Annotated in this window: 19 protein-coding genes; 5 read left to right on the forward strand and 14 right to left on the reverse strand. The window is 32.2% G+C overall.

The window, feature by feature from the left end:
* Positions 1-20 precede the first annotated feature (20 nt).
* Complete coding sequence (locus NMK29_RS03025; RefSeq protein WP_159092057.1) at positions 21-1283, forward strand: hypothetical protein; 1263 nt, start codon at positions 21-23, stop codon at positions 1281-1283.
* Positions 1284-1287: 4 nt separating this feature from the next.
* Here NMK29_RS03025 and NMK29_RS03030 read toward each other — a convergent pair whose 3' ends face one another.
* The 10 genes from NMK29_RS03030 to NMK29_RS03075 all read right to left on the reverse strand — a co-directional run bounded on the left by NMK29_RS03030 (position 1288) and on the right by NMK29_RS03075 (position 9516).
* A complete protein-coding gene (locus NMK29_RS03030) occupies positions 1288-1569 on the reverse strand; it encodes a DUF6576 domain-containing protein (RefSeq protein WP_159092058.1) in 282 nt (93 codons plus the stop codon).
* A 74-nt stretch (positions 1570-1643) separates the two neighbouring features.
* Complete coding sequence (gene trpA / locus NMK29_RS03035) at positions 1644-2405, reverse strand: tryptophan synthase subunit alpha (RefSeq protein ID WP_108801521.1); 762 nt, start codon at positions 2403-2405, stop codon at positions 1644-1646.
* Positions 2406-2492: 87 nt separating this feature from the next.
* Complete coding sequence (trpB, locus tag NMK29_RS03040; RefSeq protein WP_108801522.1) at positions 2493-3674, reverse strand: tryptophan synthase subunit beta; 1182 nt, start codon at positions 3672-3674, stop codon at positions 2493-2495.
* Between the two features lie 49 nt (positions 3675-3723).
* Positions 3724-4368, reverse strand: a complete 645-nt coding sequence (locus tag NMK29_RS03045) for a phosphoribosylanthranilate isomerase (RefSeq protein ID WP_108801523.1) — start codon at positions 4366-4368, stop codon at positions 3724-3726.
* Positions 4365-5150, reverse strand: coding sequence for an indole-3-glycerol phosphate synthase TrpC (gene trpC / locus NMK29_RS03050; protein WP_108801524.1), 786 nt, complete (start codon positions 5148-5150; stop codon positions 4365-4367). Before trpC ends, NMK29_RS03045 begins: the two co-directional genes overlap by 4 nt.
* A gap of 17 nt (positions 5151-5167) precedes the next feature.
* The gene (gene trpD, locus NMK29_RS03055) at positions 5168-6163 is read right to left on the reverse strand and encodes an anthranilate phosphoribosyltransferase (protein ID WP_108801525.1); all 996 of its coding nucleotides are present in this window, start codon (positions 6161-6163) and stop codon (positions 5168-5170) included.
* Positions 6164-6256: 93 nt separating this feature from the next.
* Positions 6257-6826 carry an aminodeoxychorismate/anthranilate synthase component II gene (locus NMK29_RS03060; protein WP_027395401.1) on the reverse strand — a complete coding sequence of 190 codons (570 nt, stop codon included), beginning with the start codon at positions 6824-6826 and terminating at the stop codon, positions 6257-6259.
* Between the two features lie 4 nt (positions 6827-6830).
* Positions 6831-8228 carry an anthranilate synthase component I family protein gene (locus NMK29_RS03065; protein WP_108801526.1) on the reverse strand — a complete coding sequence of 466 codons (1398 nt, stop codon included), beginning with the start codon at positions 8226-8228 and terminating at the stop codon, positions 6831-6833.
* A 227-nt stretch (positions 8229-8455) separates the two neighbouring features.
* Positions 8456-9022 (reverse strand): YceI family protein, encoded by a 567-nt coding sequence (locus tag NMK29_RS03070; protein WP_108801527.1) that lies wholly within the window; start codon positions 9020-9022, stop codon positions 8456-8458.
* A 41-nt stretch (positions 9023-9063) separates the two neighbouring features.
* Entirely contained in the window at positions 9064-9516 is a 453-nt protein-coding gene (locus NMK29_RS03075) for a MarR family winged helix-turn-helix transcriptional regulator (protein WP_108801528.1), read from the reverse strand.
* 218 nt (positions 9517-9734) lie between these two features.
* On the opposite strand from NMK29_RS03075, the gene NMK29_RS03080 reads away from it, so the two are divergent.
* The 4 genes from NMK29_RS03080 (at position 9735) to NMK29_RS03095 (ending at position 11776) form a co-directional block, all read left to right on the forward strand.
* Positions 9735-10256 carry a TlpA disulfide reductase family protein gene (locus tag NMK29_RS03080; protein ID WP_027395405.1) on the forward strand — a complete coding sequence of 174 codons (522 nt, stop codon included), beginning with the start codon at positions 9735-9737 and terminating at the stop codon, positions 10254-10256.
* Positions 10257-10300: 44 nt separating this feature from the next.
* Complete coding sequence (locus NMK29_RS03085) at positions 10301-10927, forward strand: thioredoxin family protein (RefSeq protein WP_108801529.1); 627 nt, start codon at positions 10301-10303, stop codon at positions 10925-10927.
* A 114-nt stretch (positions 10928-11041) separates the two neighbouring features.
* A complete protein-coding gene (locus NMK29_RS03090; RefSeq protein ID WP_108801530.1) occupies positions 11042-11356 on the forward strand; it encodes a rhodanese-like domain-containing protein in 315 nt (104 codons plus the stop codon).
* A gap of 18 nt (positions 11357-11374) precedes the next feature.
* Entirely contained in the window at positions 11375-11776 is a 402-nt protein-coding gene (locus NMK29_RS03095) for a rhodanese-like domain-containing protein (RefSeq protein ID WP_108801531.1), read from the forward strand.
* Between the two features lie 80 nt (positions 11777-11856).
* Here NMK29_RS03095 and NMK29_RS03100 read toward each other — a convergent pair whose 3' ends face one another.
* The 4 genes from NMK29_RS03100 to NMK29_RS03115 form a co-directional block, all read right to left on the reverse strand.
* The gene (locus tag NMK29_RS03100) at positions 11857-13668 is read right to left on the reverse strand and encodes an N-acetylmuramoyl-L-alanine amidase (protein WP_108801532.1); all 1812 of its coding nucleotides are present in this window, start codon (positions 13666-13668) and stop codon (positions 11857-11859) included.
* A gap of 5 nt (positions 13669-13673) precedes the next feature.
* Positions 13674-14549 carry a PD40 domain-containing protein gene (locus NMK29_RS03105; RefSeq protein ID WP_108801533.1) on the reverse strand — a complete coding sequence of 292 codons (876 nt, stop codon included), beginning with the start codon at positions 14547-14549 and terminating at the stop codon, positions 13674-13676.
* A 110-nt stretch (positions 14550-14659) separates the two neighbouring features.
* The gene (locus NMK29_RS03110) at positions 14660-17092 is read right to left on the reverse strand and encodes a peptidoglycan DD-metalloendopeptidase family protein (RefSeq protein WP_108801534.1); all 2433 of its coding nucleotides are present in this window, start codon (positions 17090-17092) and stop codon (positions 14660-14662) included.
* 141 nt (positions 17093-17233) lie between these two features.
* Positions 17234-17893, reverse strand: a complete 660-nt coding sequence (locus tag NMK29_RS03115) for a response regulator transcription factor (protein WP_108801535.1) — start codon at positions 17891-17893, stop codon at positions 17234-17236.
* Between the last annotated feature and the right edge of the window lie 49 nt (positions 17894-17942).

The raw sequence follows: 17942 nt of genomic DNA on the forward strand, positions 1-17942 counted from the left end.
AGTTACTACGATATTTCGTTATGAGAATTTACTGTTTACTAGCTGCTCTTTGCTCTTTGCTACAATATAGTTATGCGCAACAATTAGATGTTGATTTTTCCAGAGATGGATTGCTAGTTTTTAAAGAATTAGGAGTTTTAACTTCTCATATTATTGATTTTGATGTTCTAGAAGGTGGAGAAATTAATGTTTTGTACGAATCTGATGCAAAAAGAAACCTGGTTCGTCTTACTAAAAATGGAACAAAAGATATTCGCTTCAATACCGAAATAAGTAATCTAAATAACGAATATACCATACCAGTAGCTATAAATTCTAAAGCAGATAGGAGTATCCTGGTTCTATCAAACTTCTGGAATGGACATAGTTGGATGATTTCTGTAAATGAGTTTTATGATGATGGAACTATTAACCACGGGTTTGGTAGTAGTGGAGTGTACAAAAAAAATATTCTTGATAATTTAGATGATAATTATGGACAATATATTTATGCTTCATCAAGAGATGAGATAATAGTTGTTGCTAAAGTAAAAGATTTTAGAAAAACAGAAAGTGAAGAAAAGATTGCTATTCTTAAACTTTCTGATATTGGAGAAACATTATCATCCGGTCTATATGATGATCATTACTTTACATTAAATTGCTCTGCAATGACAGATGATTATCTATTATTAGCATATTCTGAATCTATTGATAATGGAGAAGAACAGGCCACATATTTGGCTGGATTGGATAGCGGAAAAATGTCTTCGAATAAATTAAACTGTATACAGATTAATGAAGATTATCAATCATTTGATCGTATTGTATTATCTGAAAAAGCATTATATACCTCGCAATTAAAAAGTGATTCTGAAGGTTTGTATCATATTCGTAAATATGATGTAGAAGGAAATTTAGATGTTTCTTTTTTTGATACCGGAGAAATGAGTTATAGCGCAGATATTTATAATACGGATTTTGTAGTGAATACTAAAGGAGAAGTATTTGTTATTTCTGCTAGTTTGGATAATGAATTCGAAATATTGATCAAAAAGTTATTAAACAATGGAGATATCGATATGGATTATGGTACCAATGGAGTAGCTTCAGTTTTTCTTAAATACCCAATCTTAGAATTAAATAAAATTCTATTGGATGAAAAAAGTGAGTTGTATATTTCTGGTGAAATGCGTGTCGAAGGCGATTCTTATGGTTTTATGACAAAATTAAAGCTAAACATAGAACAACTAAAAAGAGAAAAACTAGAAAAATTCTTAGACAATTTATTTACTAAAGAATAACAAATTATTTAGATAATTCTTCTAGTCTTTCTTTTTCTATTTTAGTGAGTTTATCAATACCTTGTTTATTTATTTTGTCTAATAGATCATTCAATTCTTTTTCTTTTTCGATTTTATTCACATTATAACGATCATCGATATCAAGTAACCCTTCGGGTTTTTCTTTGATACTTTTCTTGAATTGTAAGAAATCAGGTTTTAACCATTTGATAAAAACAAAAATTACTATAATGGCAATTATTAAAGGAATTGATATGAAGTTTATTAATAAAATCTGTGACATCATAAGAACTCTAATTAATTCAGTATTTTAAATCTATTATGGATGTTATAAATGTTCGTTTTTGAAATTTATGAATATTATCGAATTGTTTCAATAAAATCTTCAATACTTTCTACACCATTTTGAGTTAAGTGTTTGATAAAAGCAGATCCAATAATTGCACCTTTTGTAGTTTTGGTCGCCTGAGTAAACGTCTCATTATTGCTAATACCAAATCCAACAATCTGCGGTGCCTTTAAATCCATATTAGCAATACGCTCAAAATATGCTTCTTGGGTATTTCCGAATCCAGATGTGGATCCAGTAACACTAGCAGAGCTTACCATATAAATAAATCCATTAGAAACACTATCAATAAAGCGGATACGTTCTTCTGAAGTTTGCGGAGTAATTAAAAAGACATTGATTAATCCGTATTTTTCAAAAGTTTCTTGGTATTGCTCATGATACTCGGCAACTGGTAAATCAGGTATGATTAAACCATCAATTCCTATTCCTTGACATTTGGCGCAAAAAGCTTCTACACCATACTGCATCATTGGGTTGAAATACCCCATAATAATTAATGGTATGCTCACGGATTTTCTAATATCTGCAAGTTGTTCGAACAACAGTTTAGTAGTCATTCCATTTTTTAACGCTATTGTAGAACTTTCTTGTATTGTTGGTCCATCTGCCAACGGATCGCTAAAAGGTAATCCTATTTCTATCATATCAACACCGCTTTTTTCTAGATCCTGAATGACTTTTTTTGTATCAGATAATGAAGGATAACCTGCAGTAAAATAGATAGATAATAGTTTTTTATTTTGCTCAAGAGCTGTATTAATTCTGTTCATGTCTTTATTAGTACAGTAGTCTTTAGTTAGTAGTCAGTGTCAATAAAATAGATTGATACTAAGTACTAATTACTTTCTACTAATTTATTATAATTTGAAATAATCTATATAAGTATTAAGGTCTTTATCTCCTCTCCCAGAAAGACTAATTACTACAATGTCATCAGGTTTAAATTTTTTGTCATTGAATATAGCCAAGGCATGCGATGTTTCTATTGCTGGGATGATGCCTTCTAATTGAGATAATTCTAGTCCTGCAGTCATCGCATCGTCATCTGTTACAGAGTAAAATTCTCCTCTTCCGGTTTTGTACAAGTGCGAGTGTAAAGGGCCTACACCGGGATAATCTAATCCAGCCGAAATAGAATATGGTTCGGTGATTTGACCATCGCTCGTCTGCATTAGTAATGTTTTGCATCCGTGTATAATCCCTTCTTTACCTAATTGAGATGTTGCAGCGCTTTCTCCACTATTAACACCTTTACCAGCAGCTTCTACAGCAATAATTCCTACGCTTGGTTGGTCTAAGAAGTGATAGTACGTTCCTGCTGCATTACTTCCGCCTCCAATACAGGCCACAACATAATCTGGATTTTCTCTTCCTTCTTTTTCTTTTAATTGCCATTTGATCTCTTCAGATATAATCGATTGAAATCTAGTAACCATATCTGGATATGGATGTGGTCCAATAGCAGAACCAATAATATAATGCGTATCTACTGGATTATTGATCCAATCCCTAATAGCTTCATTAGTTGCATCTTTTAGTGTTTTACTTCCAGATTTAGCAGGTCTTACTTCTGCGCCAAGCATTTTCATACGAGCTACATTAGGAGCTTGACGTTTAATATCAATCTCTCCCATGTATACAATACACTCAATTCCCATTAACGCACAAACTGTGGCTGTAGCTACGCCGTGTTGTCCAGCTCCTGTTTCTGCAATAATTCTATTTTTGCCTAATTTTTTTGCTACTAGAATTTGCCCAATGGTATTGTTTACTTTGTGTGCCCCAGTATGATTTAAGTCTTCACGCTTTAAGTATACTTTGGTATTGTGTTTTTCAGAAAGACGTTTGGCATAGTATAATGGAGATGGTCGTCCTACATAGTCCCTTAATAGTTGATCAAACTCCGCTTTAAAAGAAGGTTCATTCATAATCTCTAAATATGTAGATCTTAACTCTTCTACATTAGGATATAGCATTTCTGGAATGTATGCTCCTCCAAAATCACCATAATATCCTTTTTCGTTTACTTGGTAGCTCATTTCTTTTCTTTTTGTGATATATCATAGTTGTCAGACATAAATAGCGCCTTTAACAATCTACAGACAATAGTTTTTTAAATTTTTCTAAATCATTTATATTTTTTAATCCTGGTTCAATTTCAAATTTACTATTGATATCTATACCGTATATCGGTAAATCTGTTTCTAGGATTTTTTTTACATTTTCAATTTCTTGTAATCCAATTCCACCACTTAAAATAAATGGAGTAGAGGAGTTATAATTATTTAAAACACTCCAATCGAACTTATATCCATTACCTCCTTTTTCTTTTCCTTTCGTGTCAAAAAGAAAATAATCTACAATTCCTTCATAAGGTTTTAATTCTTCAAAATCGAATTGATCTTTGATAGAGAATACTTTAAATATTTCTACTCTGTTAGGTTTGGTAGAGCTGTTTAACTTTATTCTTAGTTCTTTGCAAAATTCAGATGATTCATTTCCATGTAACTGCACAGCGTTGAAATTATATTTGTTACTTTTTTCTAATATGGAATTAATTTCTTCATCCACAAAAACCCCTGTTTTTTTAATAGTATCCGGTATTTGAGGAATTATAGCATCAAAATTTCGAGGAGATTTTTCATAAAAAATGAACCCAAGATAGTCCGGCTGCAATGCTGCAACAGCTTCTATGTTTTCTTGATATTTCATTCCGCATACCTTTAGTTTCATCTTTGTAAGGCTTTTATAAATTCTACAGCGCTAGATCCCGGGTTTTCAGTTTTCATAAAGTTTTCACCTATTAAAAACCCTTTGTATCCATATGGTTGTAATTCTTTTATAGCTTCGATATTACTAATACCACTTTCAGAAACTTTTACAAAATCATCAGGAATATGTTTGCTCAACTCTTTACTTATATCGATACTAACCTCAAAAGTTTTGAGATTACGATTATTAACTCCTAGCATATCTAAGGAAGGCATTATTGATTTCTCTAATTCTTCTAGATTGTGAACTTCTAATAATACATCCAATGATAATTTTTTTGCAAACTCTGATAATGTTTTGATTTCGTCTTTAGACAATACAGCAGCGATTAATAATATTACATCAGCACCGTATGCTTTAGCTTCTAGGAGTTGATATTCGTCTATTATGAATTCTTTTCTTAATAAAGGCATCTTTACAGAAGCTCTAGCAAGCAATAAATCGTCTAATGATCCACCAAAATATTTTCCGTCTGTAAGAACTGACATTCCACAAACTCCAGCGTTTTCGTACCCTGTAGCTACATCTTGGACGCTAACTGTTTGATTAATTATGGATTTAGAAGGAGATCTACGTTTATGCTCTGCAATAATTCCTGTATCACTCTTTCGTAAAGTATCTGCTAAAGAATTTCCTTTACGATCAAATAATACAGAGTTTTCTAATTGATGAATAGGTATTAAACTTTTTCTGAGTTCAACTTCTTTGTATTTATCTGCTATAATTCTATCTAGTATGTTCATTGTTAAATAACTGATCACTAATTCTTACTCAATTCTTGTACTTTTTTTAATGCAGCTAATCCTTTTCCTGAAAGCAACGATTCTTTCGCTTTTTCAAATCCTTGAATTGGAGATAAATTTTCTACCGTTGCGATTGCCATTCCTGCATTGGCAGACACAACATTGTTTTGTGCCTCTGTACCTTTACCGCTTAGGATATTCATGAAAATAGTAGCTGACTCTTCTATAGAATCTCCACCCACAATCTCTTCCATTTTTAAAGCTGATACCCCAAAATCTTCAGGTGTTAGCATTCCTTCAGTTGTGTTAGAAATTGTTTTTGTACTTCCTGTAAGTGATATTTCGTCATATCCATCTAGCGCATGAATTATTGTAAAGTTTTTATCTGTATTTTGATATAAATATCCATACATTCTTGCTAGTTCAAGATTGAAAACACCAACGATTTGATTTTTTGGAAATGCTGGATTTACCATAGGGCCAAGCATATTAAAGAATGTTTTTACGCCTAATTCTCTTCTTATAGGAGCTACATTCTTCATGGCTGGATGAAATAAAGGTGCGTGTAATACGCATATCCCTGCTTCATCAATACTACGTTTTAGAAAATCTTTATCATTACTAAATTTGATTCCTAAATGTTCCATAACATTAGAACTACCGCATTTAGAAGAAACGCCATAATTACCGTGTTTAGTTACTTTAATACCAGCACCTGCAGAAACAAAAGATGATAATGTAGAAATATTAAAAGTATCCTTACCATCTCCTCCAGTTCCACAAAGATCGATGGGATTATAATCACTTAAGTCTACAGCTATGCACAATTCTAATAATGCATCTCTAAAACCTTCTAGTTCCTCAACCGTAATACTACGCATCATATAAACCGTAAGAAATGAGGCAATTTGACTTTGGTTATAATCTCCTTTAGATATATTAACCAAAACTTGTTTAGCTTCTTCTTTAGAAATGGTTTCGTGATTGATTAATCGATTTAATAAATTTTTCATAAGCCATTTTTTCCCAGTTTTCTCAGAGTATTGATAGAGAATTTACATAGGATATTTTTTAAAATTAATATAGTATCATTATTATTATCAATCTCAATTGTTGATCCAGTTTTCTAACATTTTCTTTCCGTCGGGAGTAAGTACTGATTCTGGATGAAATTGCACGCCTCTAACATCTAATTCCTTGTGACGAAGAGACATTATTTGTCCATTCTCATCAAATGATGTTGCTTCTAAACATGATGGTAAATCTTTTTCTGATACTACCCAAGAGTGATATCTCCCTACATCGAATGTATCGTTTAAACCATTAAAAAGTGGTTCGTCTGATACTGTAAGTTTTACTTCGGTAGCAACACCGTGATAAACTTCATCGAGATTGATGATGTTTCCTCCAAAAACTTCTCCAATAGCTTGCTGACCAAGACATACACCAAATATACTTTTGGTATTTGCATATGTTTTTATAATATCTTTTAATAATCCAGCCTCATCAGGAATACCAGGTCCTGGTGAAAGTAGTATTTTATTAAAAGATGCTACTTCTTCTAAGTTCAATTGATCATTTCGTTTTACAACTACTTCACATCCTAGGTCTTCTAGATAATGAACCAGATTGTAAACAAATGAATCGTAGTTGTCTATTACTAATACTTTTTTCATCTCCTTATATTTCTTCAGCTAGTTTTAATGCTTTGGTTAGTGCTCCCAGCTTATTGTATACTTCTTGTAATTCGTTTTCTTGGTTTGATTCATTAACTAATCCTGCTCCAGCTTGCCAATGTAATTGATGATTTTTACTTAAAAATGTTCTAATCATGATTGCATGATTAAAATTTCCAGAGAAATCCATAAAACCAATTGCGCCACCATAAAAATCTCTGTTCACGGTTTCATACTTTTCTATAAGCTTCATAGCCATATGTTTTGGTGCTCCACTTAATGTGCCCGCAGGAAATGTATCTGCGACTACTTGCATAGTAGTGGTGTCCTTGTGTTTTTTACCAGTCACTTTACTTACTAAATGAATTACATGAGAATAGAATTGTACTTCTCTATAAGTATCTACGGTAACGTCACTACCATTGCGACTTAAATCATTACGAGCTAGATCAACTAGCATTACGTGTTCTGCGTTTTCTTTTTCGTCTACAGATAATTTTTTAGCAAGTTCTGCATCTTGTTCATCATTTCCTGTTCTTTTAAAAGTTCCAGCGATTGGATGAATTTCTGCAATATCATCTTTAACTACTAATTGTGCTTCTGGCGAACTCCCAAATATTTTGAAATCACCATAATCAAAATAGAATAAGTAAGGAGATGGATTAACACTTCGTAAAGCGCGATACACATTAAATTCGTCTCCTTTAAATTTTTGGGAAAAGCGTTTAGATAAAACTAATTGAAAAACATCTCCTCGTTGGCAATGCTGTTTAGCCAAGGCAACATGTTCCTTGTATTGTTCATCATCTAAATTAGAAGTCGTTTGACCAACAGTAGTGAAATTATAAGATGCAAAGTTTTTTACATTGAGTAGAGACTCTATTTCCGAAATGTTACTTACAGAGTCGTAGCAATGGGCAAAAATATAAGCTTCATTGTTAAAGTGGTTGATTGCGATAATATTTTGATATACGGTATATTGCATATCAGGGATGTCTAAACCACCTGGTTTCTTTGTAATTTCTATGTTTTCGAAATAACGGACCGAATCATAAGAAATATACCCAAATAACCCATTGTTTATAAATTTGAAATCACTTTTGGAGGTTTTAAATTTTTGTCCAAATTGTTCAATAACAAGAGGAATGTTTGTATCATTAGTTATTGGGGTTTCACTAAATGTTTTGTCAGGAAATGATTCATAAATGGTCTCATTTTCAATCCTAATATTAGCTATTGGATTACAACAGATATATGAAAAACTATTTTCATTACCTCTATAGTCGCTACTTTCTAATAAAAGGCTATTAGGAAATCTATCTCTAATTTTTAGATAGACACTAACCGGTGTAATAGTATCGGCAAGAATTTGTTTAAAATGTGTGGTTAATGTATAACTCATGTTAGATTTTAATATTTATAATTTATAAATCCCTTAACTATATGAACAAAAAAAAGGCTTGTCGTGATTTGACAAGCCTTTGATATGTTTACTTAACTATATGACAGGATCTATCTCACGACGTTTTCGTTATAAGATGACCACCACCATGTATTTGTTAAGATTATTTTCATTTTATTTTTCTTGAGTCAAATATATAAATTAATTATAATTCAAAAAATAAAAAATTACATTTTTAAATTTACAGCTAATTCGAATTCATCGCTGATCGCTTTATCTCCTAAATTATCAAAGAAACTTCCTGATCCGTATTTGATATCATATTTGGTTCTATCTACTTTTAAGGTAGTAGAAGCAGTTGATCCATTTACAGCAAGGTCAAAAGCGATAGGATTTGTTTTTCCCTTGATGGTAAGATCTCCGGCTATTTTATAACCACCATCCATTTTTGAGGCTTTTTTAATTATAAGTTTAGCATTTTTGAAATTTTGTACGCCAAAGAAATCATCAGAATTAAGGTGGCCTTCTAATTTTTCTTTTCCTTTTCCAGCTTCTAGATCTGTTACTGCAAGTGAGGTCATATCTACGATAAACTCACCACCACTTAAATTTTTGCCATCAAAGGTCAAGAATCCACTAGAAAAGTTAAGAGTTCCTGTGTGTTGACCAGTCACTTTTTTACCTGTCCAATTAATAGAACTTTCTGCTGTATTTATCTTTTTTTGTTGAGCATAAATAGATGTGGTAGCAATTATTGTTAATGCTAAGAATAATGGTTTAAGTTTGGTTTTCATAATTTTAAAATTTAATGATTATATAAATTGTGTTTACTTAATTAACTTCTAAGTTTATTTAATAGGTTGTTTAGAATATTCAATTCTTCTTTAGATAAGTTGGAGGTGATTTTTTTTTCGAAATTATCCATTACGGGGCTTATTTTATCTAAAAAGTTATTCCCGTTTTCTGTTATCGTAATTTCTACTTTTCTTCTATTAGTTTCACAAATGATTCTTTTTACTAAATCTTTTTTAATTAGTTTATCTACTAATCGTGTCGTATTACTCATTTTACTAACCATTCTCTCTTGTATAGTAGATAAGTTGGCAGGTTTACCTCCTTGACCCTTTAAAATTCGTAGTACATTAAATTGCTGAATAGAAATATCATAAGTTTTTAATTCTGAACTTATTCGATCGCTTATCCAATTTTCGGTATATAATAAATTGATGATCACCTTTCTAGAGAGAGGAAGTTCTTTTTTTGTTTGTATGATATCTTCTATATTCATTTGTATAAACAATATTTGTATATACAAATGTATAATGTTTTCTTTCTTAAAAATGATAAAGAGTTACTAATTCTTTGTTAAAGTTCCAATGATTGCTATTCATTAATATTATTATTGTCCGATTGTAGGATGAACGAAATCCTAAAATTCTCTTTATGAATTATTTAAACCTTGTTAATTTTCTTTTAGGAAATAACGCGTTTTAATACATTAGTATAATGCAGAAACTGATCTTGTATATAGGATTGACCTTTTTGGTTGTTGGGTGTAAAGGAGAACAAAGAGTTGCTTTTGAGGCATCTAATGTTTTTTCTAGCAAAGGTGTAGAGATACCGGTATATGATTTTGAAAATTTTGAACATCTCTTAACTATTAATGATGGAAAAACACGGGTGATCAATTTTTGGGCTACTTGGTGTAAACCTTGTGTCGCAGAATTACCATATTTCGAATTAATTAATAGTAGATATCCAGATAAAGAAGTAGAAGTGATATTAGTGAGTCTCGATCTTCCTAATCAGGTAGAAACTAAACTAATACCATTTGTAAAAAAACAACGTATACAAAGCAAAATTGTGTTGTTGGATGACCCTGATGCTAATACTTGGATTCCTAAAGTAAATGAAAATTGGTCTGGTTCTATACCAGCTACTATAATATATAAAGGAAATACCTCTAATTTTTATGAGCGATCCTTTACATACGATGAGTTAGAAAGAGAATTAAAAAAAATGTTATAATAGTTCCTAATCATACGGATTAAAACCTTAATTAAATAAAACAGATGAAAACTTTAAAAATTTTAGTAGCAGTTGTTCTAGTAATTGCAGTAAGTGCATTTGCGATTGATAAAGTTAATTTGTCAGATAGTGATGCTGGTTATGTAATAGGTGATGTCGCAACAGATTTTAGCCTTAAAAACATTGATGATACTACAGTTTCTTTAGCTGATTATAAAGACGCTAAAGGGTTTATTGTTATTTTTACTTGTAATCATTGCCCATATTCTGTGGCTTATGAAGATAGGATTATAGAATTGGATAAAGCTTTTAAAGATAAAGGGTATCCTGTTATTGCTATCAATCCTAATAACCCTAAAGCGTATCCAACGGATAGTTTTGATAATATGAAAGTAAGAGCAAAAGAAAAAGGGTTTACATTTCCTTATTTGTTTGATGACGGACAGAAAATATATCCTCAATATGGAGCTACAAAAACTCCTCATGTTTATATTTTAGAAAAAACTACAAATGGTAACATTGTGCGTTACATCGGAGCAATAGATAATAATTATAAAGATGCATCCGCTGCTGATAAAAAGTATGCTGAGGATGCTATTAACGCTTTATTAAAAGGAGAAAAAGTTCCCGTAGAGACTACTAAAGCAATAGGTTGTAGTATAAAAGCATAATTAGCACTGTACTTTTAAAATAAATGGATGTACGACTTCGTACAATTCAGTTAGGACTCTTATATTTGTAAGGAATTGCAGATTTAAAAGTTCAATTAATAAAGGAAATATAAAATGGCCGAAGATATCACTCAAGATCAATGGGAAGATCTAATTGCTAAGGATGCAAATGCAGTAATTTTAGATGTTAGAACAGAGGAAGAAGTAGAAGATGGATTTATACCCAATATGTTAAATCTAGATATACGCCAAGGACAAGGTTTTTTAGACGAAGTACAGAAATTAGATAAATCCAAAAATTATTACGTGTACTGTCGTTCTGGAGCTAGAAGTGCACAAGCTTGTACATTGATGAATCAAATGGGTTTTGAAACTACTTATAATCTCATAGGTGGTTTTATGAGCTGGGATGGCGAAGTTGCCGAATAATAGTATTTAATTGTGTTTATGAAAATTAAAACAATAATAACCGTAGTTGTTCTTTCAATGTTATTATTCAATTGTAAAGATGCTAAAACAGATGATACTGCAATTGTAGAATTAATAACAGTAGCAGAGATGGATTCTTTATTGGAAATGGAAAAAGTACAGCTTGTAGATGTACGCACTCCACAAGAATATGCAGAAGGTCACATAGAAGGAGCGATTAATATAGATTTTAGTGATGAGAATTTTGAAACACTAATATCTGAAGTAGATAAAACAAAACCTGTAGCTGTGTATTGCGGTAGGGGAGGAAGAAGTGGTAAATGTTCTGCGTATATGAAGAAAGCAGGGTTTACTAAAATCTACGATCTAGATGGTGGTATTACTGAATGGAAATATAAAGGAAAGACTTTGGTTAAATAATTTTTAAGTGTTTCTGTCATGATATAAAAAAAACCGACCACTATATGGTCGGTTTTTTATTTTATATTTTTCTGAATTGATTATTGTTTTAAGATTCTTGAATAGGTTACATTTTTACCATTTTTTACTTTTATAATATAAGTTCCACCAGTAATTCCTTCGATTAGGGAGCTGATGTTTAGGTTTTGTAAACTATTCTCTTTCGGCGTTGTATTAATTTTATTTAATAATTTACCAGTAATATCCCAAATAGATACTTCTAAACGTTGATTTGAGGTAGCATTATATGTCAATGTCAATGATTTAGCTGTTGTTGGATTTGGATAAATGATAGGAGCACTATTGTTTAGTTTTGTATCATCAATAATATTTGGATTTTGTCGAGAAAGAGAGCTAATCGTTATATCTAAGTTTCCGGGAGCAGACCAATTCCCAGCAGCATCTCTTACCAAACTTTTAATTTTTCCGTTTTGTCTTCTTATATCTTTAGTTACAGAAGATCCAGCTGTTATGGATTGTGTTTGATTTGCTCTAAATTTATACACTTTAAGATCATCGAATTCCATATTGGTTTTGTTCGTTCTTAACGAGATAGAACTTCCATTTTTGATTGGAGTCGTGTCTGTCCATCTTAAAAGCGAGGTATTGTTTCTAAAAATTTCTAATACTCCAAAAGCCGGGCTATAGGTTATTTTATAATTAGCCCATTGGTTATCTAGTGGTACATCACTAATCGCTCTAAAATTTAGTTGATTATTTACTGTCTCATATATTCTGACCTTATTATCTTCTCCACTAAACCATATTAAATATGAGTTTCCTCTCTGACTTTGGGTTACATCATCAGCCATGATATGTAGACCAAATTTTTTTGGCCCTGTTGTAGAAATTGTTTTAGCAGAGAACTCATACAAATAAGGGAGCCCAGAATTTTGTGATAAAAAAGTATTCAATTTTGTATTGTCAGACGAAATGTCGGATTGACTTAAATGGCCATTACTAATGCTCCAATTTCCAGCTCCTTGGGTATATCCAGAGTAAAAAACATTAAAGTTGTCATTAAAAAAACCATTGCCTCTATTGGCATACCAATTATCACCATATTTCTCTAAAGCTTGATAAAACCTTCTAGTTACCCCTATGTTATCATTGTCATTAAAGTTAGCTGTAAAATCACCAGATTGAGAGTTACCTCCAGGAACGCTGATAGTTGTGGTTGGTGCTTCTGTATCTCCGGTAGGTGGTGGAGTACAGTTTCTGTTTAGGTCGTTTTGAAGAGCAGTTAAATAAGCGTCTGCAAATCGATTTCTCCAAGTGTCGTTTAAGAGTTTCGTAGCGTCTCCAGTATCAACAAATCCTATTTCACTAAGTACACCTACTGCGTTATTTCCGGTCAATACCCCTAGATGAAAAATGAAAGAAGCATCTTCAACCGATCTTCGATCTCTCCATTCTCCTTTTTCTACCATTCGATCTTGAATCTGTCTAGAAAATCTACTATTTGATGATTGAGGAGAATTACTACGATTACACCAGAATGTTTCGGTACCTGTTCCTCCTCCGGCATTACAGTGGATGCTAATAAAACGATCTGCCCGCCAATTATTAGAAATTGCTCTTCGCTGACTAAGTGTGAGCCATCCATTACGAGTATTTCGAGTTAAATGAACAGACCAACCGTTACAATCATCCTCGATTAGATTTTTTAGTTTGATACCAACGGATAATGCCGTTGCGTGTTCTGTATCGGTTCTTCCATCTGGATTACTACCATCACTAGCATAGCCGTGTCCTGGATCTATCACTACAACTTGCGCTTGTGATATTGTAGAGAATAGAATAGCGATTATAAGAAGTAACTTTATGCCTAGTATTGAGATTGTATTTTTCATGAGGACTAGTTTTTAAGATTAAGGTCTGCAACAAAAATTCTTCCGGTTTTTTCATCAGAGAAAGCGATTCTTTTGCCATCAGGGGATACATCTCCCCATGTTTCAATAATATCATTAGAATTTGTTAACTGAGTTTTTGAAACAGTTGTAGCAGAGATATAGAATAATTCTGATGCAGATATCGTATGTCCATCAATACTTTTATCTTCAAATGTGATGACCCCACTATTATCGGGTAACCAAGAACTAGCTAATCCATAGCCAAGAGATGTCCTTTTTTGTGTTTTGTAGATTGAATATATATACATGTTTGGTCCTTCATGAACAACTACTTGCTTTTGATTAGGAGAAACAATTGGATGGTAATATTGACCAGCTTCTTTGGTTATTACCCATGGTTTGCCATCAATTCCTTCTTTTGCTTCTAATTTTAGTGTTTGTAAATTGATATATACGATGAGGTTTTTTTTAGATTTCTTATTAAGAGAAAGATTCGTGTTATCGGGATGTACGTTGGTTAGGGTTTTTTCGATTCTTGTGTTTAGATTTATACTTTTTACAGTGATATCAGAAAAGAGACCATCTTTAGGTTTTTCTCTAAAAATTACACTTTCGCTATCTATAGACCAGTTAGCGAGATATCCTATTCCTTGACCGTGTTTAACTTTTGTAAGTTTATTTTCATGCACAAGGTCGATTACGAATAATTCATCATTATGATGATCTGTAAACAATATTTTTTGACCATCTGGGGACCATATTGGAGTGCTATATTCTCCCTCTTTAGTTATTGGTGTACTGTTAGAGATCATTTGTGATCTAATAATTGTACTGAACAAGATGCACAGGATTGTGCACATTATTAATTTGTTAGGTTTCATATGAAGTTTGTGTTTTGAGTTTATGTTTTATGAAGGATTTTGCAAGAAAAAGGGCCCTGACAAGTTGCTAACCAAATATGTAGAACCCTTTTTACACACTTACAAAAAACTTACTTTTTAATGATAGGGATCACCTGAGAACCTCTATCATCATTTATTTTTATAAAATACGTGCCATCTCTTAACGATCCGAAATAACTGCTTAGATCTATAGTTGTGTTCTTTGCTTCTTCTGTGTATTCTATGAATGATTTTAGAATGCTACCTTTTATATCAATTATGGATATAGATGCCTGGGATTTTTGTAGGGATTGATAGCTAATTGTTACATCAGATCCATCTGTGGGGTTCGGAAATACGTTTGCTTTAATGGTATCATTATTAAGAAAAGTATCGTTTATGATTTCTGGGTTTTGTCTTGTTAGAGAACTTATAGTTACATCTAGGTTTCCAGCAGCAGACCAATTTCCGGCGGCATCTCTAACCAAACTTTTTATTTTTCCATTTTTTCTTCGGATATCCTTAGTTATTTCTGATCCTGCAGAAATCCCTGTAGAACTATCCGCTCTAAACTTATAGACCTTTAAGTCATCGAATTCAATATTTGTTTTATTTGTTCTTAAAGAAATTGTGCTTCCGTTTTTGATTGGTGATGGATCTGTCCATTTTAAGATAGAAGTGTTATTTCTAAATACTTCGAGAACACCAAACCCAGGACTGTATGTAATTTTGTAGTTCGCCCATTTATTGTCTAGTAGCACATCATCAATAGCTCTAAAGTTTAATTGGTTATTTATGGTTTCGTATACTCTAACTTTGTTATCCTCTCCGCTAAACCATATTAAATAGGAATTTCCTCTTTGGCTTTGATCTGGAGAATCTGCCATGATGTGAATTCCGAATTTTCTAGGACCATTCGTAGATAGTACTTTTGCAGAGAATTCATATAAATACGGCAATCCTGAATTTTGAGACAAGAATGTATTTAATTTGGTGTTGTCTGATGTAGTGTTCGATTGAAGTAGGTGATTATTATTAATTGACCAATCCCCATCTCCTTGTACGTATCCAGAATAAAAAACATTAAAGTTGTCATTAAAAAAACCATTACCTCTATTGGCGTACCAATTGTTTCCGTATTTTTCTAAAACTTGATAAAATCGACGTGTTACCGCAATATTGTCTGAGTCGGTATAATTGGCAGTAAAATCACCAGATTGTGTAGTTCCTCCATTAGCTGTTATAGAAGTAGTAGGAGCTTCTGTGTCTGCTTGCGAACCAAAGGTATTCTGAGAGCGATAAATATAATTTTGTCTTGGTTGTCCTGCATCAACAAAAGAACCTGGAGTAGGAGAGTTTCCTCCAGCAGCTCTCCACTCAAAATGAATATGATCTCCTGTAGATCCACCTGTTGTGCCTTCTAAAGCGATTACTTGTCCTTTTTGTACAGATTGCCCTTGACTAACTAATAGTGTTTTATTATGAGCATAATATGTTCGGGTTCCATCGCTATGTCTTATGATAATCAATCTCCCATAACCGCTAGATAAACTTCCACTTATTCCAGAAAAAGAAACAGTTCCAGCAGCAGAAGCTCTTACGTTATCATCTCCGGATAAAGAAGTTGCAAAATCAATTGCGTGATATCCGTGATGGCCACCTGGAGTAAAAAAACCACATTGACCTACAGGACTATGAGAACCAGTTGGGCCAGGTGTTCCGTGTCTAGAGACACAATTTTCTTTGCCAAAATCCCAAGGTAAATAATAGGATAAATTAGATTTTTGATTATGGGTAGGCTCTTTATTAGTTTTAGAATTAACATTCCAACCTAAGATTTGAACCTGATCTCCTTCTGACCGATATATAGTCTCAGTTGTTTGTTGTTTGATATCATATTTATAAATAAGATCAGAAGTACCATGGAGGTAGTCTAATTTTTTATCGGTAGATCCAGAGAAGATAAAATATTCTCGCTGCGGAGAGAGTAATGGTGTACTGGTGTACTTAAAGGAGATAGGAAGTTTTTCGATATGATTTGTTTGGATGTCATACATGAAAATCCCTTGGTGTTCTTCTGCTGCATCTAAGTAAATCCCTTCTACAAAGATTTTAGAAGCATCATTGGTCCAGCCAATAGGTTTTAGCGCTATTTCCTTTCGATCATTATTAGTTTTACTTTGTAAAGTAACCTGTTTTTTATTAGAAAGATCTATTTTTTGAAGTTTAAAAGCTCCTCCAATTTGTTCTCTCTCTAGATATATCCATACATTAGGATTAAAAGGATTTTGTAATCCCTGAAAAAAATCAAAGTTAGCCGTTAGATCTAGTTCTCGCGAGATATTATGCGGTTGCAATACTATCACATCCATTGCTGAGGTGATGGCTAAAGAAGACTTATTCTTATTTAATATTACGGTATCGCTGTTACTTATATTTTGAGAATATAGTTGCCGGTTTTTTTCTATAATAAGTTCTTGAGCTTCTGATATGTTTATATAAAATAAGAGTATCAATAAAGTTTTGAGTGTAGTGTTTTTCATAATTAAGAGTTGTGTGTGATTTGTTTATTTTGGGTATAAACAGTATCGTTAGTTTTCGGTAGGAAAATTAAAAACTCTATGAATGAAAAATATAGGCACAAGTACTCAATTTTTTATTAAAGATTATTGCGCTCTAACCATCTAATGATACACATCTTTTAATTTCATGGTATATTTAAAAAGAGCATTACTTCCTGCAATCTGTAGCTTTTTGCAAATATTTTGGCGATGATTTTTAATAGTTTTTTCGCTTTTAAAAAGATCAAATGCAATTTCTTTATTGGTTTTGCCTAATGCTACTTGATTTAAAATTTTAATTTCTGTTTTTGATAATTGTTGGTATGATTTATCAGAAACTTCGGGAATAGGATTTGCTTTTTCTTTAAACCAAGATTCTCTAAATCGTTTACTTACATAAGGTTTGTTTTGGATAGCTCGCCCTGCACATTTAGTTAGATTTTCTACAGTATCGGCCTTATATAGAATCCACTTTATCTCTAAGTTTTTTAATTCTTTTATCAACCACTCTTCTAGGGTAAATGTCATGATAACAATCTTGGTTTTAGAAGCGTGTCGTTTAGTATATTTTGCTAATTCAATTCCAGAATCATTAGAATTTAGTGTAGCATCAATAACAATAAAATCAGGTTGGCTGTCAACAATGACTTTTCGTAAGTTTTCTAAATCACTTATATCTTCATATAAATTAAATTTCATGTCTTTTGGGGCTTCTAGCATGGCTTTGATGCCTAACCTTTTTAAAGGATCATCATAGGCCACAACAACACTATATACTTTCATAGTCTTAGGGATTTGTTATGAAATGTCAATAATAATTCTGGTTCGGTGG

The sequence above is a fragment of the Aquimarina sp. Aq107 genome (genome assembly GCF_943733665.1).
In the GTDB taxonomy this organism is placed as follows: Bacteria; Bacteroidota; Bacteroidia; order Flavobacteriales; family Flavobacteriaceae; genus Aquimarina.